Origin of the sequence: Streptomyces sp. NBC_00659, from assembly GCF_036226925.1 — a bacterium.
Taxonomy (GTDB): domain Bacteria; phylum Actinomycetota; class Actinomycetes; order Streptomycetales; family Streptomycetaceae; genus Streptomyces.
This window is the reverse complement of sequence record NZ_CP109031.1, coordinates 2,262,785-2,284,138: the sequence shown is the minus strand read 5'-3', so window position 1 is coordinate 2,284,138 and position 21,354 is coordinate 2,262,785. Positions and strand designations below refer to the sequence as shown.

Sequence of the window (21,354 nt, the reverse complement as noted above, 5' to 3'; positions counted from 1 at the left end):
CGTTCTCAGCCGATGAGGGCCGGCGCCGTCAGCCGGTCCCCATGCCGATTCAATGGAGACAGGACGTGTCCCGTCAGGTGTTCCTCTACGACCCCCCGGACCGCTTCGTGGCCGGTACGGTCGGGTTGCCCGGACGTCGTACCTTCTTCCTGCAGGCATCCTCCGGCCCCCGGGTGACGAGTGTGGCTCTGGAGAAGACCCAGGTCGCCGCGCTCGCCGAGCGGATGGACGAACTCCTCGACGAGGTCGTCCGGCGCACCGGTGGCAGCGCCCCGGTCCCGGCGATGGCCCCGACCGAGGTGTCCGACACCGCCCCCCTCGACACCCCCGTGGAGGAGGAGTTCCGGGTCGGCACCATGGCGCTGGCCTGGGACGGTGAAGAACAGCGCATGATCGTCGAGGCGCAGGCCCTCGTGGAAGTCGAGGCGGAGTCCGACGAGGACCTCGCCGAGGCCGAGGAACGGCTGCTCCAGGACGAGGAGAACGGCCCGCCCATGCTCCGGGTCCGGCTCACCGGCGCGCAGGCCAGAGCCTTCGCCAAGCGCGCACTCGACGTCGTCAACGCCGGCCGGCCCCCCTGCCCGCTGTGCAGCCTCCCGCTCGACCCGGAAGGACACGTATGTCCGCGCCAGAACGGATACCGCCGCGGAGCGTGACGACCGCCGAGCTGCTCGCCCGGGGCGAGCTGAAGGTACGCGGACAGATCCGCGAGGCCTCGAACGCGGTGCTCTACTGCTCCGTGTCCTACGAGGGCCGCGAAGCCTTCTGCGTCTACAAGCCCGTCGCCGGGGAGCGGCCGCTGTGGGACTTCCCCGACGGCACGCTCGCCCAGCGCGAGGTCGCGGCCTACGAGGTCTCCGAGGCGACCGGCTGGGGGCTCGTGCCCACCACCGTGCTGCGCGACGGGCCGTACGGCGAGGGCATGTGCCAGATGTGGATCGAGCCGTCCGCCGCCGAGGACGGTGAGGGGCTCCTCGCCCTCGTGGAGGGCGAGGAGCCCGCCGAGGGCTGGAAGGCGATCGGTTTCGCCGAGGTCGGCGAGGGCGGGACGGCCCTGCTCGTGCACGCCGACGACGCCCGGCTGCGGCGGCTCGCCGTCCTCGACGCCGTGATCAACAACGCCGACCGCAAGGGCGGCCATCTGCTGCCCGCGCAGGAAGGCCGCCTCTACGCCATCGACCACGGGGTCACCTTCAACGCCGAGAACAAACTGCGCACCCTGCTGTGGGGATGGGCGGGGGAGCCGCTCACGGACGAGGCACTTCGGGTCCTGGCCTCCCTGCGTGACGCCCTGGCCCCGGGCGCGCCCCTGGCCACCCGCCTGGCCGAACTCGTCACCGCCGTCGAGACCGAGGCCACGCGCGCGCGGGTCGAGGCCATGCTCGCGTCCGGAAAGCACCCGGAACCGAGCGGGGACTGGCCCGCGATTCCCTGGCCCCCGGTGTAGCGCGGCGGCGTGTCCGCACCGCGCGACACGGCCTTGCCAACGTCAGTTCATGCCCAGTTCGTATACGGAAGTCCCGTCCGGTTAGGCTCATGCCATGTATGCCTGGCCCGCTTCTGAGGTCCCCGCCCTGCCTGGTGAGGGCCGCGACCTACGGATCCACGACACCGCGACCGGTGGGCTCGTCACCCTCGACCCCGGTCCCGTCGCCCGAATCTATGTCTGCGGCATCACGCCGTACGACGCCACCCACATGGGACACGCGGCGACCTACAACGCGTTCGACCTGGTGCAGCGCGTGTGGCTCGACACCAAGCGGCAGGTTCACTACGTCCAGAACGTGACGGACGTCGACGACCCGCTGCTGGAGCGGGCCGAGCGCGACGGCGTCGACTGGGTGGGACTCGCCGAGAAGGAGACCGCCCTCTTCCGCGAGGACATGACCGCCCTGCGGATGCTGCCGCCGCGCCACTACATAGGCGCCGTCGAGGCGATACCCGGCATCGTGCCGCTCGTCGAGCGGCTGCGGGACGCCGGAGCCGCCTACGAACTCGAAGGCGACGTCTACTTCTCCGTCGAGGCCGACCCCGCCTTCGGCAAGGTGTCCAACCTGGACGCCGCGACGATGCGCCTGCTCTCCGCCGAGCGCGGCGGCGACCCGGACCGGCCCGGCAAGAAGAACCCCCTCGACCCGATGCTGTGGATGGCCGCCCGTGACGGCGAGCCGAGCTGGGACGGCGGCTCGCTGGGCCGCGGCCGGCCCGGCTGGCACATCGAGTGCGTCGCCATCGCCCTCGACCACCTGGGCATGAGCTTCGACGTCCAGGGCGGCGGCTCCGATCTCGCCTTCCCGCACCACGAGATGGGCGCCTCGCACGCCCAGGTGCTGACCGGCGAGTTCCCCATGGCCAAGGCCTACGTCCACGCCGGCATGGTCGCGCTCGACGGCGAGAAGATGTCGAAGTCCAAGGGAAACCTCGTCTTCGTGTCCCGGCTGCGGCGTGACGGGGTCGACCCCGCCGCCATCCGGCTGGCGCTGCTGGCCCACCACTACCGCTCCGACTGGGAGTGGACGGACAGCGTCCTCGAAGAGGCCGTCGCGCGCCTGGACGACTGGCGGGCCGCGGTGTCGCGTCCCGACGGGCCGTCCGCGGACGCGCTCGTCGAGGAGATCCGCGCCGCGCTCGCCGAGGACCTCGACGCACCGGCCGCGCTCGCCGCGGTCGACCGCTGGGCGGCGCTCCAGCACGAGACGGGCGGCACGGACGAGGGCGCCCCCGGCATCGTCTCGCGGGCCGTCGACGCCCTCCTCGGCGTCGCCCTGTAGGACCTCGTCCCGCCGCACTCCACCGAGCGCGGCGGGACACGCGAGTGCCGGGCGGGGATTCTCCGCCCGGCACTCGCCATGTTCCTGGAACCTCCGTCCCTACCTGGTCACGATGACGGACTGGAGTGTGCCGGTGCCGGTGTCGTAGATCCCGTAGACCTGCTGCCCGAAGGCGAAGGCCTTCTGGACCACGTCGTGGGTCACCGGGTCGGGGTGGACGAGCCTGCGCCAGCCGTTGTCGATGAACAGGTACAGGGCCTGCGGCTGGCCGGGCAGCGGCGTCACGACGTCCTGGAAGTGCTGGGCCATGCCGATGGACAGGGCCCGGGTCTCGACGGCGCTCGGCAGGATCAGCGGCTCACCCTGCTGGATCTGCTGGTGCTGTTGGTGCTGCTGCTGACCGCCGAGCTGCTGGAGCAGCTGCTGGAACGGCTGCTGCTGGCCGAGCTGCTGGAGCTGCTGCTGGAGGTACTGCGGAACCTGCTGCCCGGTCTCGTGCCGGCCGAAGGACTGCTGAGCCTGCTGCCCCATCGGCGCCTGCTGTCCGATGAGCGTCTGCTGCCCGATGGGCATCTGCTGTCCGAACGGCTGCTGCTGGGCCATGCCCTGCTGCTGGTAGGGCGACGTGCTCGGGTACTGCTGCTGTCCCTGCTGTCCCTGCTGTCCCTGCTGGCTCATCTGCGGGATCGTGCTCATGCGGGGTGCCACCTTCCATCCATGGTTGGTTGCGTTCCGTCTCGGTCCGGTGGGACCACGTCCTCAGCCCGTCACGACCAGGCCGACGATCTCGTCGTCCGAGAACCAGACCCGTACATCGGGCCGTCCCCCCGCGAAGGCGGAGTGCACCGCCTGACGGACCTCGGGGGACGGGTGGTCGAGGTTGCGCCAGGCGCCGGACACGTACAGCCGGAGCCTCGGCGGGAGTTCGCGCGGATACGGCAGCAACTCGTCCCAGTACCGTTCGGCCCGGCCGGAGCCGACCGCCTCCGGCAGCAGACGGGTGACCGCCGCCTTGATGTCGGGCCGGCTGCCGATCCGCTGGGACGCGGGCCGGTCCGGCGCGTCCTGCTGCGGGGAACCCGTGGACCGCAGCAGTTCGCGCGCACGTTCCGGGGACATCGGCGGCCGGCCCGCGGCCCTGAGCATGCCCTGAAGCGCCGCCAGAGCGCCGACCACCACCGGGGAGGCGGAAGAGGTCCCGGAGAACGTGTCCGTGTACCAGGCGATCTCCTCGGCCCCGCCCTGCAGATCGCCGGGCCGGTCCCAGAAGCCACCGGTGGTCGTGACCTCGCGGCCCCAGCCCTGCGCGTCCACGCGCGCGCCGTGGTTGGAGAACGCGAGCCGTGAACGGTCCGGCCCGTGGTCGCGGCCGTGTGTGCCGGGCGGCGGTGCGCCCGCGCCGACCAGGATCGCCCCGGAGGACGGATTGGAGGGGTTGAAGGGATTGCGCCACCACTCCGGGAACTCCGGCGGGCGCCGCTCGTAGAGCGCGTCGTCCAGCGACTCGGCGCCGTTTCCGGCCGCCGCCACCACGAGGATGCCCCGGGAGGTCGCGTCCTGGACGGCGGCGAAGTCGTCGGGCCACCATTCGAGGGCGATGTAGCCCGCCTGGCTGTCGCGCTCCTCGAAGTCGAACCGGGGCCCCGGAGCGTGCAGTTCGACCAGGATGATGTCGCCGGGGCCCAGCCGTTCCGCCGCCGCGTGGATCGCCGCGGCCGTCCCGATGCCCCGGACGGACGCGGCCGCGGTCACGGCGTCCGGAACGATCCCGGTGATCCCGTGCTCATCGCGGTCGCCGCCGATCACGCCGATGGCCGCGGTTCCGTGGTTGCGCCAGGCGAGGTCCGTGTGCGGAGTGCCGACGACCACGCCGGCGAGCTTCGACGCCAGGTCCTCGTGTCCGAGCTGCCAGGCGCCCTCCACGTCGATCACGGTGACGCCCCGGCCCGAACCGCCCGGCCGCTGCCACGCCCAGTACGCGTCGACGCCCTCGGGCGCCGGGCGCAAGTAGCCCTGCCTGCTGGTGAAGTCGGGGGTGACGGGCGCCCCCTCCTTCAGCCGCCGGCCGTCCTCGGAGCTCCCGCCGGTCCACGGTCCCGGTTCCGGCGCCGCGGGAACGGCGCCGGGTTTCACGTACGCCGCGTCGATCCCCGGCAGCGCGGCGATCCGGGCGCGCAGTTCCTGGGCGCGGCTGCCCGCGCCGCGCAGCCGGTAGAAGAGCGCGAGGTCGGGACCGCTCCCGGTGCCCGCCGCCGCGGACTGCCGGAGACGTTCCTCGCTGCCGAACAGCGGCTCCAGGACGAGCTGTTCGTCGCTGAGGAACATGTCGAGGGCCGAGACGTCGGCGCCCGCCGCCGAGCGGACGCCCTCGGCCCGTGCGCGCAGCCTGGCTTCCGGACGGGCGACGACGATCAGCTCCCGCTCGGCTCCTCGGTAGGTGAATCCCGCTCCGTCGGGCCCCGGCCCGGTCGTTCCCGGGCCCTGCGCCGGCTGTACCTGGTCGGTCATCGCGTACCGCTCCCTTCGATCCCTGGGGTGCCGGTCCCTGCGTGTGCCGTTCCCTGCGTGTGCCGTACGCCGTGCCGTGCGCTGTCCTCCGGCCGGCGGCATGCGCCATGTCCCTTGCCGGGGCGGCGCCTTCGAGGCACAACCTGGCACGCCCACGGCGTCCCGTCCACCCCGAATTCGCCAACTTGGTTTGCCGACAAGTTGAATTGGGCAACGTGTGCAATCCGTCCTGAAACAGATGTCACGCCGAATTCAGGCCGAAGGTAGACGAGACGGATGTCATGCAGCGGGGCGGCAGTGGTGGTCGGCCGCCTATGGTGCGCCGGGACAGCACTCCTGAGGACGTGTGGGGGGCGTGCGGGGACGTGAAGGCGGGGCCGCGGCGATGGACCCGGACAGCCGGAAGGGGCGGTACGCGTGGCGCGCACCGCCCCTTCGGGTCCTGTCAGTCCTCGGTGGAGTCGTCCGCGTCGGAGGGGCCGGAGGAATCCGGCGTGTCCGTGGACTCCGGCGCGTCCGGCGCGTCCGGCGCGGCCTGCGTGCTCGACGTGCCCGGGGTGTCCCCGGAGTCGGACCCGCGGTCGTGGGCGTCCGGCCCGGTGCCGTCGCCGGCGCTGCCCGGCTCCCTGTCCTTCCCCGACTCCTCGTCCGGGCCGGTGTCCTGCCCGTTGTCGGACTCGGGGCGCTGGGCCAGCGGCGGCCGGGTGCGGCCGCCGGGAGTGTCGCGGAGGTACGAGGCCGGCTCGCCGCTCTCCGTCGCGTGGCCCGGAGCCCCCGCCGTCGGACCGCCGCCGTCCCTGCGGCGCAGATACCGCTCGAACTCGCGGGCGATCGCCTCGCCGGACGCCTCCGGCAGCTCGGCGGTGTCCCGTGCCTCCTCCAGCGTCTGCACGTACTCGGCGACCTCGCTGTCCTCGGCGGCGAGCTGGTCGACGCCCAACTGCCAGGCACGCGCGTCCTCGGGCAGCTCGCCCAGCGGAATGCGCAGGTCGATGAGGTCTTCCAGGCGGTTGAGCAGCGCCAGCGTCGCCTTCGGGTTGGGCGGCTGCGACACGTAGTGCGGTACGGCCGCCCACAGGGACACGGCGGGTACGCCCGCGTGCGTGCACGCCTCCTGGAGGATGCCGACGATGCCCGTGGGGCCCTCGTACTTGGTCTCCTCCAGATCCATCGTGCGGGCCAGGTCGGCGTCGGAGGTGACTCCGCTGACCGGCACCGGACGGGTGTGCGGGGTGTCGCCGAGCAACGCACCCAGGATGACCACCAGCTCCACGCCCAGTTCGTGCGCGAAACCGAGCAGTTCGTTGCAGAACGAGCGCCAACGCATCGACGGCTCGATGCCGCGGACCAGCACCAGATCGCGCGGCTTCTCGCCGCCGATCCGGACCACCGACAGACGCGTGGTCGGCCAGGTGATCTTGCGCACGCCGGCGTCCAGCCACACGGTCGGACGGTTCACCTGGAAGTCGTAGTAGTCCTCGGCGTCCAGCGCCGCGAACACCTCGCCCTTCCATTCCCGATCCAGATGCGCGACCGCGGCGGAGGCGGCGTCGCCGGCGTCGTTCCAGCCCTCGAACGCGGCCACCATGACTGGGTCGATCAGCTCGGGAACCCCCTCCAGCTCGATCACCCAGCGCCTCCTTCCGATGTGCCCTCGCGTACGCCTCAACCTTACGGCGTGCCGAGGGGACCTCCGCAGCCCCCTTGCACGGGGGAGTGAACGGATCACTGCCCCGTCGAAGGCCCGGAAACACGCGAGCCCGCCACCCCGCCCCGCCCGCGCCTCCGGGCCGTCCCGGTCAACTCGCCGGGCAGCCGTGAGGGTTGCCGCGCAGGAAGCGGCCACGAAGCGCGCGGCGCCCGCACACGGGCCGAGGGGCGGCACCCCCCCCCCGTGGGAGCCGCCCCTCAGCCCGGCCGTGGGCGCCTACTTGCCGTCGAGCAGATCCTGTACCTTGCCGCGGACCTCGTCCGTGGCCAGACCGCGGATCGTCAGCGTCGTACGGCGGCGCAGCACGTCGTCCGCCGTCTCGGCCCACTCGTTGTCCCGGGCGTAGACGACCTGCGCCCAGATCTCCGGGGCGTCCGGGTGGACGCGCTCGCCGAGCGCCGGGTTCTCGTTGGCCAGCCGGGCGATGTCGAAGGCCAGCGAGCCGTAGTGGGTGGCCAGATGCCGGGCCGTGTCGGCGGCCATGCGCGGACCGGGAGCCGGTCCGTCCACCAGCAGGCGGTGGGCGACCGCGCGCGGGTTGGCGACACCGGGCAGCGGCAGCTTCTTCGGCAGCGTGGACATCGGCTCGAAGTCCTCGCCCAGCGGGTGGCCGGGCAGCGACTCCAGCTTCTTCATGACCGTACGGCCGATGTGCCGGAAGGTGGTCCACTTGCCGCCCGCGACGGACAGCATGCCGCCGCGGCCCTCGGTGACGACCGTCTCGCGCTTGGCCTTCGACGTGTCGCCGGGGCCGCCGGGCAGCACCCGCAGACCGGCGAAGGAGTACGTGATCAGGTCGCGCGAGAGCTGCTGGTCGCGGATGGAGAACGCGGCCTCGTCGAGTATCTGGGCCGTGTCCTTCTCGTTGACCGAGACGTCCGCCGGGTCGCCCTCGTACTCCTCGTCGGTGGTGCCGAGCAGGAGCATGTCCTCCCAGGGGAGGGCGAAGGTGATGCGGTACTTGTCGATCGGGGTGGCCAGGGCCGCCTTCCACGGGGAGGTGCGCTTCAGGACCAGGTGCGCGCCCTTGGACAGACGTATGGAGGGAGCCGCGTTCGGGTCCTCCAGCTTGCGCAGGTGGTCGACCCACGGGCCGGTCGCGTTCAGCACGAGCCGGGCGTTCACGCCGAACTCGTCGCCGGACAGCCGGTCCCGCAGCTCCGCACCCGTCACCCGGCCCCGGGTGAAGCGCAGGCCCGTGACCTCGGCGTGGTTCAGGACCGCGGCCCCCGACTCGACGGCCGCGCGGACCGTCATCAGGGCCATGCGGGAGTCGTTCATCTGGTCGTCGCCGTACACGGCCACGGCCTTGAGGTTGGCGGTGCGCAGCTCGGGCACGTCCTGCGCGGCCTTGGAGGGGCTGAGCAGATGTCCCACGCCGTCACCGAACGCCGACAGGGCGGAGTAGGCGAAGACGCCCGCTCCGAGCTTCGCCGCGCCGTGCGGCCCGCCCTTGTACACGGGAAGGTAGAACGTGAGCGGGTTCGCCAGGTGGGGAGCCACCTGGCGGGAGACCGCACGGCGCTCGAAGTGGTTCTCCGCCACCAGCTTCACCGCGCCGGTCTGCAGGTAGCGCAGACCGCCGTGGAGGAGCTTGGAGGACGCGGAGGAGGTGGCGCCGGCGAAGTCGCCGGCGTCGACCAGAGCCACCCGCAGCCCGGACTGCGCGGCGTGCCAGGCGGTGGAGATGCCCAGGATGCCGCCGCCGATGACGAGAAGGTCGTACGTCGCCTTGGAGAGCTGCTCCCGGGTCTCGGCGCGGCTCGGGTTGGAGCCGGAGGCCGGGTGCGTACCGAGGGCAGGCACGGACTGCAGGGTGGACTGGCTGGTCATTGCGGGTTCTTACTCCTCGTCAGTTCTCGTCTTCGATCCAGCCCATGGTCCGTTCGACGGCCTTGAGCCAGCTCTTGTACTCACGGTCGCGGACGTCCGCGTCCATGTTGGGGGTCCATTCCGCGGCCCGGCGCCAGTTGGCGCGCAGGTCCTCGGTGTTGGTCCAGAAGCCGACGGCCAGACCGGCGGCGTAGGCGGCGCCGAGGCAGGTGGTCTCGGCGACCATCGGGCGCACCACGGGGGCGTCCAGGACGTCGGCCAGGGTCTGCATCAGCAGGTTGTTGGAGGTCATGCCGCCGTCGACCTTGAGTGCCGTGAGCTCGACGCCGGAGTCCTTGGTCATGGCGTCGCTGATCTCACGGGTCTGCCAGGCGGTGGCCTCCAGGACGGCGCGCGCGATGTGCGCCTTGGTGACGTACCGGGTCAGGCCGGTGATCACACCGCGGGCGTCGGGACGCCAGTACGGGGCGAACAGACCGGAGAAGGCCGGCACGAAGTACGCGCCGCCGTTGTCCTCGACCGAGGACGCGAGCGTCTCGATCTCGGCGGCGGACTTGATCAGGCCCATCTGGTCGCGCATCCACTGCACGAGCGAGCCGGTGACGGCGATGGAGCCTTCCAGGGCGTAGACCGGCTTCTGGTCGCCGATCCGGTAGCCGACCGTGGTCAGCAGGCCCGAGTACGAGTTGATGATCTTGTCACCGGTGTTCATCAGCATGAACGTGCCGGTGCCGTAGGTGGACTTGGCCTCGCCCTCGGAGAAACAGGTCTGGCCGAACAGGGCCGCCTGCTGGTCGCCGAGCGCGGAGGCGACCGGGATGCCGCCGAGCAGGTCGCCGAGCGGGCCGCCGGTGACCTCGCCGTACACCTCGGCGGAGGAGCGGATCTCGGGCAGCATCGCCAGCGGGACGCCGATGGACTCGGCGATCTTGTCGTCCCACGCCAGGGTGTGCAGGTTCATCAGCATGGTGCGGGAGGCGTTGGTGACGTCGGTGACGTGCTTGCCGCCGTCGACACCGCCGGTCAGGTTCCAGATGACCCAGGTGTCCATGGTGCCGAAGAGGATGTCCCCGGCCTCGGCGCGCTCGCGCAGGCCCTCGACGTTGTCCAGGAGCCAGCGGGCCTTGGGGCCGGCGAAGTACGACGCGAGCGGCAGGCCGGTCTCGCGGCGGAAACGGTCCTGCCCGACGTTGCGGCCGAGCTCCCGGCAGAGGGCGTCGGTGCGGGTGTCCTGCCAGACGAGCGCGTTGTGGACGGGCTCACCGGTGTTCTTGTCCCACAGCAGCGTGGTCTCACGCTGGTTGGTGATGCCGATGGCCTTGATGTCGTCACGGGTGATGCCGGCCTTCGAGATGGCTCCGGCGACGACCTCCTGGACGTTGGTCCAGATCTCGGTGGCGTCGTGCTCGACCCAGCCCGGCTTCGGGAAGATCTGCTCGTGCTCCTTCTGGTCGACGGAGACGATGCGTCCGTCGCGGTCGAAGACGATGCAGCGCGACGAGGTGGTGCCCTGGTCGATGGCGGCGATGAAGGGGCCGGCGGTGTGTGCGTCGGTCACGGTGTGCTCCTGGTGTCCGTGGGAGAGGGGCTGTATACGGCGCGGTGCTTCAAAGCGGTGCTGTGCGGCTCATGGTGCATGGGGCGCGGCTTCCAAGCGTGCTGGAGCAGGGCTCCTAGGCGAAGGCGACGTTGTATATGCCTGCTGCGATCGCGCCGCCGATGAGCGGGCCGACGACCGGTATCCAGGCGTAGCTCCAGTCGGAACCACCCTTGTTGGGCAGGGGGAGCAGGGCGTGCACGATGCGCGGACCGAGGTCACGGGCCGGGTTGATCGCGTAGCCGGTGGGGCCACCGAGGGAGAGGCCGATGCCCACCACCACGAAGGAGGTGATCAGGGCGCCGAGGACGCCCAGGCCGTCGCCGTCGTTGTTCAGTCCCTGCGTGAGGATCGCGAGGATCAGCACCACGGTGCCGATGATCTCGGTGGCGAGGTTCTGCACGGCGTTACGGATCTCGGGGCCGGTGGAGAAGATGCCGAGCACCGGTCCCGCGCCGGTCTCCTGGGCCTCGACGGCCTTGGTCCTGGTGGCCTGCGCACCCGGACCGCCGACGATCTCGCGGTCGGTGAGGTGCGCGAGGAACTGGCCGTAGTAGGCCACCCAGACCAGCGCCGCGCCGATCATGGCGCCGAGCAGCTGCCCGCCCCAGTAGGTGGCGAGGTTGCTGTAGTCGTCGTCCTTGATCGCGAGGGCGAGGGAGACGGCCGGGTTGAGGTGCGCGCCGGACAGCGGCGCCGAGATGTAGACCGCGGTCATGACCGCGAAGCCCCACCCGAAGGCGATGGCCAGCCATCCGGCGGCTCGCGCCTTGGAGGCCTTCAGCGTGACGGCGGCGCACACGCCACCGCCCAGCAGGATGAGAACGGCGGTACCGATGGTCTCGCCGATGAAGATGTCGGAGCTGGACACCCGCGACTCCTTTGTCCTTCGTCCAGGGGAAGCCGAACCCCGGGTCCCTCCGGTGGTTCGTGCTCTCGGGGAGTGAGAGCGATGTCGGCCCCGGCATTGCCACACCCTAACGTCTATTGCCGGTAGGTGTTCGACAATGCCGACCGATGGACGGGAGTCTCGCTCTCGCTTCGTCGCCTCGTCAAGGGTTCGGTTATCGAAAACGCGATCGTTATTGATTGATGTGTGCTATCGGTGCGTCGTCACTCGTCCGAGGGCATGCGAAGAAGGCCGGGAAGCATTCCGCTTCCCGGCCTCGGCTCCTGTGAATCCCGGCCTCGGCCGCTGTGAATCCCGGACCTCGCCGGGTACGAGACCGGGAGCGGCGCACGCCGAGGCCGACGCGCGCGTCGGAAGGGACCCGTGACGGTGTGCGTCCGGGAACGGTTGCGCGAACGGCGTACGGGTCGAAACCGCCCGGCGGGCGGTGTGTACGGTCAGGGCCGCCGGGCGAACAGTGTTCGGGTCGTCAGGCGAACGGTGGGCCCCAGGCGTCGAACGGCCCCTGGCGGCTGACAGACGTCAGGTGTTCCACGGACAGCGCGCGGTGGGACGGCCCGGCGAACGGCGTTCGCGTCAGAACCGGCCGGCGCCCAGGTCGCGCGATACCGCGCGGGCGCAGTCGCGCACCGCGGCGACCAGTTCCGGACGCAGCTCCCCGTCCTTGCACACCCGCTCCACGGCCCCGGTGATGCCCACCGCGCCCACCGGCATGCGGCGCCGGTTGTGGATCGGGGCGGCCACCGAGGCGACCCCCGTCCACGTCTCCTCGACGTCGTCCGCGTACCCTCGCGCGCGGGTCACGTCGAGGACGCCCTCGAAGTCGTCCAGTTCGCTGATCGTCCGCGGGGTGAACGCCTTGCGCTCGACCTCCAGGACCTCGCTGTGCGCCACCGGGTCGTACGCCGACAGCACCTTGCCCAGGGCCGTGGAGTGCAGAGGCTGCATCGCCCCCACCTCCAGGACCTGCCGGCTGTCGTCCGGCCGGAAGACGTGGTGCACGATCAGGACGCCCTGCTGGTGCAGCACGCCCAGGTAGACGCTCTCGCCGCTGGAGCGGGCCAGGTCGTCGGTCCACACCAGGGCGCGCGCACGCAGTTCGTGGACGTCGAGGTACGTGGTGCCCAGTCGCAGCAGTTCGGCGCCCAGTTGATAGCGCCCGGAGACCGTGTCCTGCTCGACGAACCCCTCCTGCTGGAGGGTGCGCAGGATGCCGTGGGCCGTACCCTTGGCCAGGCCCAGCGAGGAGGCGATGTCCGACAGGCCGAGCTGTCGCTCGCCGCCCGCGAGCAGCCGCAGCATGGCCGCTGCCCGTTCGAGCGACTGGATGTTCCGTGCCATCGCCGTGCTGCCTCCGTCCCCTTCGACCGCCGGCGCGACTACCCGCTCCCGTTCGGCAATGTCGAACACTACCGGTCGTCACCGAGCTCCCGCCAATGGGTGGTCGCCCCACGTTCCGTCCGTCTCCACACCGCCGTCACCCATGCCACGACCGTCCGTGTCGTGGACGCCCATGCCTGATTCGCGGTGCTGCGGATACCCTGACGGCGTGCGCCTTCCATGGGAAGCGCAAAGCCGACAGCCGTCGCACTCCAGGGAGCACCTTCATGGCCTCGTTGCCGAACCCGTCCCTTTCGTCCGGTCTTTCCGAAGGCCGGAAGCGAACCGAAGCACTCCGAGAAGCGCTCGCCACCCGTGTGGTGGTGGCCGACGGCGCGATGGGCACGATGCTCCAGGAGCAGGACCCCACCCTGGAGGACTTCCAGCAGCTGGAAGGCTGCAACGAGATCCTGAACGTCACCCGCCCCGACATCGTGCGCTCCGTCCACGAGGCGTACTTCGAGGTCGGCGTCGACTGCGTGGAGACGAACACCTTCGGTGCGAATCACTCGGCGATGGCGGAGTACGACATCGCGGACCGTGTCCATGAGCTTTCCGAGGCCGGGGCCAGGATCGCCCGTGAGGTCGCCGACTCCTTCGGTGCCCGTGACGGCCGTCAGCGCTGGGTGCTGGGCTCGATCGGTCCGGGCACGAAGCTGCCCACGCTCGGCCATGTCTCCTACGGGACGCTGCGTGACGGTTTCCAGGCCAATGCCGAGGGCCTGCTCGCGGGCGGTGCCGACGCGCTGATCGTGGAGACCACCCAGGACCTGCTGCAGACGAAGTCCTCCGTGCTGGGCGCGCACCGTGCGATGGAGGCGACCGGGGTGCGGGTGCCGCTGGTGGTCTCGATGGCTTTCGAGACGACCGGCACGATGCTGCTGGGCTCGGAGATCGGTGCGGCGCTGACCGCGCTGGAGCCGCTGGGCATCGACATGATCGGCCTGAACTGCTCGACCGGCCCCGCCGAGATGAGCGAGCACCTGCGCTACCTCACCCGGCACTCCCGCATCCCCCTGCTGTGCATGCCGAACGCGGGTCTGCCGGTCCTGACGAAGAACGGCGCCCATTTCCCGCTCGACGCGGAGGGCCTGGCCGACGCGCAGGAGAACTTCGTCCGGGATTACGGCCTGTCCCTGATCGGCGGCTGTTGCGGCACGACCCCCGAGCATCTGCGCCAGGTGGTGGAGCGGGTGAACGGTCTGACGCCCCCCGAGCGCAGCCCGCGGCCCGAGCCCGGTGCGGCCTCGCTCTACCAGACGGTCTCCTTCCGCCAGGACACCGCCTACATGGCGATCGGTGAGCGCACCAACGCCAACGGCTCGAAGAAGTTCCGCGAGGCGATGCTGGAGGGGCGCTGGGACGACTGTGTGGAGATGGCCCGCGACCAGATCCGTGAGGGCGCGCACATGCTCGACCTGTGCGTCGACTACGTCGGCCGGGACGGGGTCGCGGACATGGACGAGCTGGCCGGCCGGTTCGCCACCGCCTCCACGCTGCCGATCGTGCTGGACTCCACCGAGGTTCCGGTGCTGCGTGCGGGCCTGGAGCGCCTGGGCGGACGTGCGGTCCTGAACTCGGTCAACTACGAGGACGGCGACGGACCCGAGTCCCGGTTCGCGAAGGTCACCCAGCTCGCCCGCGAGCACGGTGCCGCGCTGATCGCGCTGACCATCGACGAACAGGGCCAGGCCCGCACGGTGGAGACCAAGGTCGCCATCGCCGAACGCCTCATCGAGGACCTGACGGGCAACTGGGGCATCCATGAGTCCGACATCCTCATCGACACCCTGACCTTCACGATCTGTACCGGTCAGGAGGAGTCCCGCAAGGACGGCATCGCGACGATCGAGGCGATCCGCGAGCTCAAGCGCCGCCGCCCGGACGTGCAGACCACGCTCGGCCTGTCCAACATCTCCTTCGGTCTGAACCCGGCCGCCCGCATCCTGCTCAACTCGGTCTTCCTCGACGAGTGTGTCAGGGCGGGCCTGGACTCGGCGATCGTGCACGCCTCCAAGATCCTGCCGATCGCCCGGTTCAGCGAGGAGGAGGTCACCACCGCCCTCGACCTCATTCATGACCGCAGGGCCGAGGGATATGACCCGCTGCAGAAGCTGATGGCGCTGTTCGAGGGCGCCACCACCAAGTCGCTGAAGGCGGGCAAGGCCGAGGAGCTGGCCGCGCTGCCGCTGGACGAACGCCTCAAGCGGCGGATCATCGACGGGGAGAAGAACGGCCTGGAGACCGACCTGGCCGAGGCGCTGCAGGACCGTCCGGCCCTCGACATCGTCAACGAGACGCTGCTGGACGGCATGAAGGTGGTCGGTGAACTGTTCGGCTCCGGCCAGATGCAGCTGCCGTTCGTGCTGCAGTCCGCCGAGGTCATGAAGACGGCCGTCGCCTACCTCGAACCCCACATGGAGAAGTCGGACTCCGAGGGCAAGGGCACCATCGTGCTGGCCACCGTGCGCGGCGACGTCCACGACATCGGCAAGAACCTCGTCGACATCATCCTGTCCAACAACGGCTACAACGTCGTCAACCTCGGCATCAAGCAGCCCGTCTCCGCGATCCTGGACGCCGCCCGGGAGCACAGGGCCGACGTCATCGGCATGTCCGGACTCCTGGTCAAATCCACAGTGATCATGAAGGAGAACCTGGAGGAGCTCAACCAGCGCGGCATGTCCGCCGACTACCCCGTCATCCTCGGCGGCGCCGCCCTGACCCGCGCCTACGTCGAACAGGACCTCCACGAGATCTACCAGGGCGAGGTCCGCTACGCCCGCGACGCCTTCGAGGGCCTGCGCCTGATGGACGCCCTGATCGGCGTCAAGCGCGGAGTGCCCGGCGCGGTCCTGCCCGAACTCAAGCAGCGCCGGGTGCGGGCCACCGCGTCCGCCGAGATCGAGGAGCGCCCGCAGGAGGGCCACGTCCGCTCCGACATCTCCACCGACAACCCCGTACCGAAGGCCCCCTTCACCGGCACCCGCGTGATCAAGGGCATCCAGCTCAAGGAGTACGCCTCCTGGCTGGACGAGGGCGCCCTCTTCAAGGGTCAGTGGGGCCTCAAGCAGGCCCGCGCCGGCGACGGCCCGACCTACGAGGAACTCGTCGAGACCGAGGGCCGGCCGCGACTGCGCGGGCTGCTCGACCGCCTCCAGCGGGACAACCTGCTGGAAGCCGCCGTGGTCTACGGCTACTTCCCCTGCGTCTCCAAGGACGACGACCTGATCATCCTCGACGACCAGGGCAACGAGCGGACCCGGTTCACCTTCCCCCGCCAGAGCCGCGGCCGCCGGCTGTGCCTGGCGGACTTCTTCCGCCCCGAGGAGTCGGGGGAGACCGACGTGGTCGGCCTCCAGGTCGTCACCGTGGGCTCGCGGATCGGTGAAGAGACCGCCAAGCTCTTCGAGGCCAACGCCTACCGCGACTACCTCGAACTGCACGGGCTGTCCGTGCAGCTCGCCGAAGCCCTCGCCGAGTACTGGCACGCGCGGGTGCGCTCGGAGCTGGGCTTCGCGGGGGAGGACCCGTCCGAGGTCGAGGACATGTTCGCCCTGAAGTACCGCGGCGCCCGCTTCTCCCTCGGCTACGGCGCCTGCCCGAACCTGGAGGACCGCGCCAAGATCGCGCAGCTCCTGGAACCCGAGCGCATCGGCGTCCACCTCTCCGAGGAGTTCCAGCTCCACCCCGAGCAGTCGACCGACGCCATCGTGATCCACCACCCCGAGGCCAAGTACTTCAACGCACGGTGAGGTTCCGACGCGCCGCGGCACGCGCCGTGGCGCACGCTGATCGGATAAGTCGTACACTTATCGGTCCATCGCAGGCCGGTTGTCCCCTGGCGCTCCAGGGAGCGACCGGCCTGGTCGTCCCTCAAGGAGGTGCGCCAGGATGACCAGTACGGTCCCCGCGCTCGGAATCCGTACGGCCGAAGGCTCAGCCCTGCAGGCCGTACTCCTCGACATGGACGGAACCCTGGTGGACACCGAGGGCTTCTGGTGGGACGTGGAGGTCGCGGTCTTCGCGACCCTCGGACACGCGCTGGACGACTCCTGGCGCCATGTGGTGGTCGGCGGCCCGATGACCCGCAGCGCGGGTTTCCTCATCGAGGCCACCGGCGCCGACATCACGCTGCCCGAACTGTCCGTGCTGCTCAACGACGGTTTCGAGGAGCGCATCGGCCACTCCCTGCCGCTGATGCCGGGCGCCGCCCGGCTGCTCGCCGAACTCGCGGCGCACGAGATCCCCACCGCGCTCGTCTCCGCCTCGCACCGGCGGATCATCGACCGCGTCCTGGACGCGATCGGCTCGCACTTCTTCCACCTGACCGTCGCGGGCGACGAGGTGGAGCGGACCAAGCCGTTCCCCGACCCGTACCTCCTCGCGGCCGCCCGGCTCGACGCCGAACCGGCACGCTGCGCCGTCATCGAGGACACCTCGACCGGTATCGCCTCCGCCGAGGCCGCGGGCTGCCAGGTGATCGCGGTGCCCTCGGTCGCGCCCATCGCCCCGGCCGCCCGTCGCACCGTCGTGAATTCCCTCGAAGAGGTCGACCTGCCCTTTCTGCATCGTCTGATGACAAAAGCCCACTCACGCGATCACTGAACGTCGCCGGAATCATTACGCAGCGTGCCGAGTCGAATGCGCGGCAAAGGCTCGGCCGTTCCGTGTGATAACCGCGAGCGAGGGCTCGGTGGAATGCATATCGGGGCGGAACGACCAATTCCGGAAGCTTCAATCAATTTTACTGTGTGACGTTCGCCACGTGGCGGAGGGTCGACAGCGGGACCGGCTTGTGCCCGCACCGCCCTTTCGTGGAGCCGCGACGTGCCCTTCTGTCCCGATTGGTGAAACCCTGCACTAATCCTTCCCGTGTCGGGTTATCGGTGCGTCCACGCCCCGTTTCGCAGCGTGAGCGAAAGGCGGCTCCCGCATCGGATTGCCGACCTTGTGGTGCGGACTAATGTCATCGCGAGAACATCGCCGTAACCCCGTGACCCGCCGCGCCACCCCTGCATGCCGGTTCGCGGAACCTACAGCTCTGGAGAAACACGAGCATGAACCGCAAGACTTTGGTGATGCCGGCCGTGGTCGGCCTGCTCGCCCCAGTGCTCGCCGCGTGCGGCGGGTCCGCCAGCGGGGGCGACAGCGGCGATGCCATCGTTGTTGGTACCACGGACCAGTTCACCGCGTCGAAGGAAGCCCCGGCACCGTTCGACCCGGCGTACGCGTACGACGTCGGCACCTGGAACGTCCTGCGCCAGACCGTGCAGACGCTGATGGTCCAGCCGCGTGGTGACGGCGAGCCCCAGCCCGAGGCGGCCGAGAAGTGCGGGTTCACCGACAGCGGGAACGAGCGCTACTCGTGCACCCTGCGCGAGGGCCTGGAGTTCTCCAACGGTGACTCGATCACCGCGAAGGACGTCAAGTTCTCGATCGACCGTGCGCGGGCCATCAAGGCCGACAGTGGTGTGGCCGGCCTGCTGTCCACCATCGACACCGTCGAGACCCGCGGCGACCGCGAGGTGATCTTCCACCTCAAGATCGCCGACGCGACCTTCCCGTTCAAGCTGTCGACCCCGGTCGCCGGCATCGTGAACCCGAACGACTACGAGAAGAACAAGCTGCGCGACGGCTTCTCCGTGGACGGCTCCGGTCCGTACAGCGTGAAGATCGAGGCCAGCGACGACACCGTCACCAAGGCCGTCTTCACGAAGAACTCCCGGTACAAGGGTCAGCTGAACGTCAAGAACTCCCAGGTCGAGCTGCGCTCCTTCACGGACGCCGACACCATGGGTGCGGCCCTCGAAAAGGGCGACATCGACCTGATGACGCGCTCGATGACGCCGGACCAGATCAACAAGCTGGACAACGCTTCGGGTGGCAACGTCAACCTGAACGAGATGCCCGGCCTCGAGATCCGCTACCTGGCCTTCAACACCAACGCCACGTCGGTGAAGTCGGCGGCCGTCCGCCAGGCCATGGCCCAGGTGATCAACCGCGGCGAGCTCATCTCCAAGGTCTACGGTTCCCAGGCCGAGCCGCTGTACTCGCTCGTCCCGGCGACCATCACGGGCCACTCCAACGCCTTCTTCAACAAGTACGGCGACCCGAGCGTCAGCAGGGCCCAGGGGCTGCTCACCAAGGCCGGCATCACCACTCCGGTCAAGATGACCCTGCACTACACGACCGACCACTACGGTGCGGTCACCGAGCAGGAGTTCCAGGTTCTGAAGAACCAGCTCAACAAGAGCGGCCTCTTCGACGTCGACATCCAGGGCACGCCCTGGGCCAAGTTCCGCCCGGCCGAGCAGAAGGGCGCCTACGACGTCTACGGGATGGGTTGGTTCCCCGACTTCCCCGACGCCGACAACTACCTGGCGCCGTTCCTCGACAAGGACAACTTCCTTGGCTCGCCGTACGTGAACAGCAAGATCAACAACGACCTGATCCCGGACTCCCGCCGCGAGGCCGACCGCCTCACCGCGTCCAAGAGCCTCAACGAGATCCAGAGCATCGTGGCCGACGATGTTCCCATCATCCCGCTCTGGCAGGGCAAGCAGTACATTGCCGCGCGTGACGACATCACGGGCTCGGAGTGGGCGCTCAACTCCTCCTCCACCCTTCAGCTGTGGGAGCTGAGCCGCGGCGTCAGCGAGTGACCCAAGCATCATCCGACCCGGGGCTGTGAAGCCCCGGGCCCGACCCGGGACCCGACGGTCCCGGGTCTTTCGGCTTCAACGACGCGGAACGTGCCCGTACCCACGCCGTGGCACGTGACGGCATCCACGCCCTGGCACATGCCCGCACGCACACCGCGGGACCGTCCGAGGTCCCGCCGGGCACCGCACCTGACCGTCACACGCGAAGGGCGCCCGTTCCCCAGGGGAACGGGCGCCCTTCGCGCTGCCTCGGACAGACCGGTACCGGCCGGCGCTACTGCGCCCCGGGACGCACCAGCCCGCTCTCGTACGCGTACACCGCGGCCTGCACCCGGTCACGCAGCCCCAGCTTCGTCAGGACATGCCCCACATGCGTCTTGACCGTCGTCTCGCTGACGAACAAATCCGCCGCGATCTCCGCGTTCGACAGACCGCGCGCCACCAGCTTCAGCACCTCGACCTCACGGTCGGTCAGCGTGTGCAACGTGTCCGGAACCGGATCGTCCCCGGACGGCAGATGACCCGCGTACTTGTCCAGCAGACGACGCGTGATGCTCGGCGCGAGCATCGCCTCGCCCGCCGCGACCACCCGGATCGCCTGCACCAGCTCATTGGCCGGCGCGTCCTTGAGGAGGAAACCGCTGGCCCCCGCCCGAAGCGCCTCCACCACGTACTCGTCGAGGTCGAACGTCGTCAGCACCAGGACCTTCGCCGGACCGTCCCGTCCCGGCCCGGTGATCTGCCGCGTCGCCTCCACACCGTCCATCCGCGGCATACGGATGTCCATCAGAACCACATCGGGCTGCAGGGCACGAACCTGATCGAGTGCCTGGAGACCGTCACCGGCCTCGCCGACGACCGCGAGATCCGGCTCCGCCTCCAGAATCATCCGGAAGCCGGTGCGCAGCAGCGGCTGGTCGTCGACCAGTAGGACGCGGATGGCCACGTAAGTCTCCTTCGCTAGTCCGGCCCCATTCTGCCCTGCTACCCGGTGCCCGACCCGGGCGCCCTGACCGGGAGCGGATACACCGGGGGAGTACCGCCGAATTCCGGACACACCGCCTGGTGATCACACCAGCCGCAGAGCTTCGTGGGACGCGGCCGCCACTCACCCGTCTCCGTCGCCTCCCGGATCGCTTCCCACAGCGCGAGCAGCTTGCGCTCGACCCGCTCCAGATCCCCGATCTCGGGGTCGTACGTCACCACGTCACCGCTGCCCAGATAGACGAGCTGAAGACGGCGCGGAACCACCCGCTTCAGCCGCCACACCACCAGCGCGTAGAACTTCATCTGGAACAGAGCACCCTCGGCGTACTCGGGCCGTGGCGCCTTCCCCGTCTTGTAGTCCACGATCCGGACCTCGCCCGACGGCGCCACATCGACCCGGTCGATGATCCCGCGCAGCGTCAGCCCGGAGTCCAGCCGCGCCTCCACGAACAGCTCCCGCTCGGCCGGCTCCAGCCGCGTCGGATCCTCCAGCGTGAACCAGCGCTCCACCAGCCGCTCCGCCTCGGACAGCCAGCGCGCCAGCCGCTCGCCCTCCGGGTCGTCCGCGAACAGCTCCACGACCTCCGGCTTCGTCTCCCGCAGCCGGTCCCACTGCGCGGGGATCAACGACTTGGCACGCGGTGCCGTCCGGTCCACGGCCGGCGCGTCGAACAGCCGCTCCAGGACCGCGTGCACCAGCGTCCCCCTGGTCGCCGCCTCACTCGGCTTCTCCGGCAGCTTGTCGATCACCCGGAACCGGTACAGCAACGGACACTGCATGAAGTCACTGGCACGCGAAGGCGACAGCGAGGCGGGCGCGCGCGCGACCGCGGGAGCCGGACCGTCGGCGACGGCCCCGCCGGTCACGGCCGCTTCTTCGGGCACGGCGCCCTCGGTGCTGGTTTCCATGACAACAGACCATACGGCCCGCCACCGACAGTGAACCGGTCCCGGCGGGCACGACGGCACGCAAAACAGAAGGGGTGCCGGGG

The 21,354-nt window shown here is 70.1% G+C and carries 15 protein-coding genes; 6 read left to right on the top strand and 9 right to left on the bottom strand.

What is annotated here, in order from left to right:
• Positions 1-65 precede the first annotated feature (65 nt).
• From OG410_RS09825 to mshC, 3 genes are all read left to right on the top strand, one after another.
• The gene (locus OG410_RS09825; protein ID WP_326788750.1) at positions 66-656 is read left to right on the top strand and encodes a DUF3090 domain-containing protein; all 591 of its coding nucleotides are present in this window, start codon (positions 66-68) and stop codon (positions 654-656) included.
• Positions 620-1,447, top strand: a complete 828-nt coding sequence (locus OG410_RS09820) for an SCO1664 family protein (protein ID WP_329298763.1) — start codon at positions 620-622, stop codon at positions 1,445-1,447. The genes OG410_RS09825 and OG410_RS09820 overlap by 37 nt, the downstream gene beginning before the upstream one ends.
• 94 nt (positions 1,448-1,541) lie before the next feature.
• Entirely contained in the window at positions 1,542-2,771 is a 1,230-nt protein-coding gene (gene mshC, locus OG410_RS09815) for a cysteine--1-D-myo-inosityl 2-amino-2-deoxy-alpha-D-glucopyranoside ligase (RefSeq protein ID WP_329298762.1), read from the top strand.
• A 99-nt stretch (positions 2,772-2,870) separates the two neighbouring features.
• Here mshC and OG410_RS09810 read toward each other — a convergent pair whose 3' ends face one another.
• The 7 genes from OG410_RS09810 to OG410_RS09780 form a co-directional block, all read right to left on the bottom strand.
• Entirely contained in the window at positions 2,871-3,467 is a 597-nt protein-coding gene (locus OG410_RS09810; RefSeq protein ID WP_329298761.1) for a hypothetical protein, read from the bottom strand.
• A gap of 63 nt (positions 3,468-3,530) precedes the next feature.
• Complete coding sequence (locus tag OG410_RS09805) at positions 3,531-5,279, bottom strand: S8 family peptidase (protein ID WP_329298760.1); 1,749 nt, start codon at positions 5,277-5,279, stop codon at positions 3,531-3,533.
• Between the two features lie 445 nt (positions 5,280-5,724).
• On the bottom strand, positions 5,725-6,909 hold the full coding sequence (locus OG410_RS09800) for a PAC2 family protein (RefSeq protein ID WP_329298759.1): 1,185 nt from the start codon (positions 6,907-6,909) through the stop codon (positions 5,725-5,727).
• A 297-nt stretch (positions 6,910-7,206) separates the two neighbouring features.
• On the bottom strand, positions 7,207-8,823 hold the full coding sequence (locus OG410_RS09795; RefSeq protein ID WP_329298758.1) for a glycerol-3-phosphate dehydrogenase/oxidase: 1,617 nt from the start codon (positions 8,821-8,823) through the stop codon (positions 7,207-7,209).
• Between the two features lie 19 nt (positions 8,824-8,842).
• Entirely contained in the window at positions 8,843-10,381 is a 1,539-nt protein-coding gene (glpK, locus tag OG410_RS09790; RefSeq protein WP_329298757.1) for a glycerol kinase GlpK, read from the bottom strand.
• A 115-nt stretch (positions 10,382-10,496) separates the two neighbouring features.
• Entirely contained in the window at positions 10,497-11,291 is a 795-nt protein-coding gene (locus OG410_RS09785) for an MIP/aquaporin family protein (protein ID WP_329298756.1), read from the bottom strand.
• A gap of 615 nt (positions 11,292-11,906) precedes the next feature.
• On the bottom strand, positions 11,907-12,671 hold the full coding sequence (locus OG410_RS09780; RefSeq protein ID WP_329298755.1) for an IclR family transcriptional regulator: 765 nt from the start codon (positions 12,669-12,671) through the stop codon (positions 11,907-11,909).
• Between the two features lie 266 nt (positions 12,672-12,937).
• On the opposite strand from OG410_RS09780, the gene metH reads away from it, so the two are divergent.
• The 3 genes from metH to OG410_RS09765 all read left to right on the top strand — a co-directional run bounded on the left by metH (position 12,938) and on the right by OG410_RS09765 (position 19,375).
• Positions 12,938-16,465: a methionine synthase gene (gene metH, locus OG410_RS09775; RefSeq protein WP_329298754.1), complete on the top strand. Its 3,528-nt coding sequence runs from the start codon at positions 12,938-12,940 to the stop codon at positions 16,463-16,465.
• Positions 16,466-16,604: 139 nt separating this feature from the next.
• Positions 16,605-17,318 (top strand): HAD family hydrolase, encoded by a 714-nt coding sequence (locus OG410_RS09770; RefSeq protein WP_329298753.1) that lies wholly within the window; start codon positions 16,605-16,607, stop codon positions 17,316-17,318.
• 452 nt (positions 17,319-17,770) lie between these two features.
• Entirely contained in the window at positions 17,771-19,375 is a 1,605-nt protein-coding gene (locus OG410_RS09765; protein WP_329298752.1) for an ABC transporter substrate-binding protein, read from the top strand.
• Between the two features lie 274 nt (positions 19,376-19,649).
• On the opposite strand, the gene OG410_RS09760 is transcribed toward OG410_RS09765, so the two are convergent.
• Both OG410_RS09760 and OG410_RS09755 read right to left on the bottom strand, forming a co-directional pair.
• Complete coding sequence (locus OG410_RS09760; RefSeq protein ID WP_328667884.1) at positions 19,650-20,321, bottom strand: response regulator transcription factor; 672 nt, start codon at positions 20,319-20,321, stop codon at positions 19,650-19,652.
• A 38-nt stretch (positions 20,322-20,359) separates the two neighbouring features.
• Positions 20,360-21,271, bottom strand: a complete 912-nt coding sequence (locus OG410_RS09755; protein ID WP_329298751.1) for a RecB family exonuclease — start codon at positions 21,269-21,271, stop codon at positions 20,360-20,362.
• Positions 21,272-21,354: the final 83 nt, after the last annotated feature.

Excerpts from the sequence above, each read along its gene's own strand:
- OG410_RS09820 (WP_329298763.1), top strand. The coding sequence starts at position 620 with ATGTCCGCGCCAGAACGGATACCGCCGCGGAGCGTGACGACCGCCGAG.
- mshC (WP_329298762.1), top strand. The coding sequence starts at position 1,542 with ATGTATGCCTGGCCCGCTTCTGAGGTCCCCGCCCTGCCTGGTGAGGGC.
- OG410_RS09810 (WP_329298761.1), bottom strand. The coding sequence starts at position 3,467 with ATGAGCACGATCCCGCAGATGAGCCAGCAGGGACAGCAGGGACAGCAG.
- OG410_RS09805 (WP_329298760.1), bottom strand. The coding sequence starts at position 5,279 with ATGACCGACCAGGTACAGCCGGCGCAGGGCCCGGGAACGACCGGGCCG.
- OG410_RS09795 (WP_329298758.1), bottom strand. The coding sequence starts at position 8,823 with ATGACCAGCCAGTCCACCCTGCAGTCCGTGCCTGCCCTCGGTACGCAC.
- OG410_RS09780 (WP_329298755.1), bottom strand. The coding sequence starts at position 12,671 with ATGGCACGGAACATCCAGTCGCTCGAACGGGCAGCGGCCATGCTGCGG.
- metH (WP_329298754.1), top strand. The coding sequence starts at position 12,938 with ATGGCCTCGTTGCCGAACCCGTCCCTTTCGTCCGGTCTTTCCGAAGGC.
- OG410_RS09770 (WP_329298753.1), top strand. The coding sequence starts at position 16,605 with ATGACCAGTACGGTCCCCGCGCTCGGAATCCGTACGGCCGAAGGCTCA.
- OG410_RS09765 (WP_329298752.1), top strand. The coding sequence starts at position 17,771 with ATGAACCGCAAGACTTTGGTGATGCCGGCCGTGGTCGGCCTGCTCGCC.
- OG410_RS09755 (WP_329298751.1), bottom strand. The coding sequence starts at position 21,271 with ATGGAAACCAGCACCGAGGGCGCCGTGCCCGAAGAAGCGGCCGTGACC.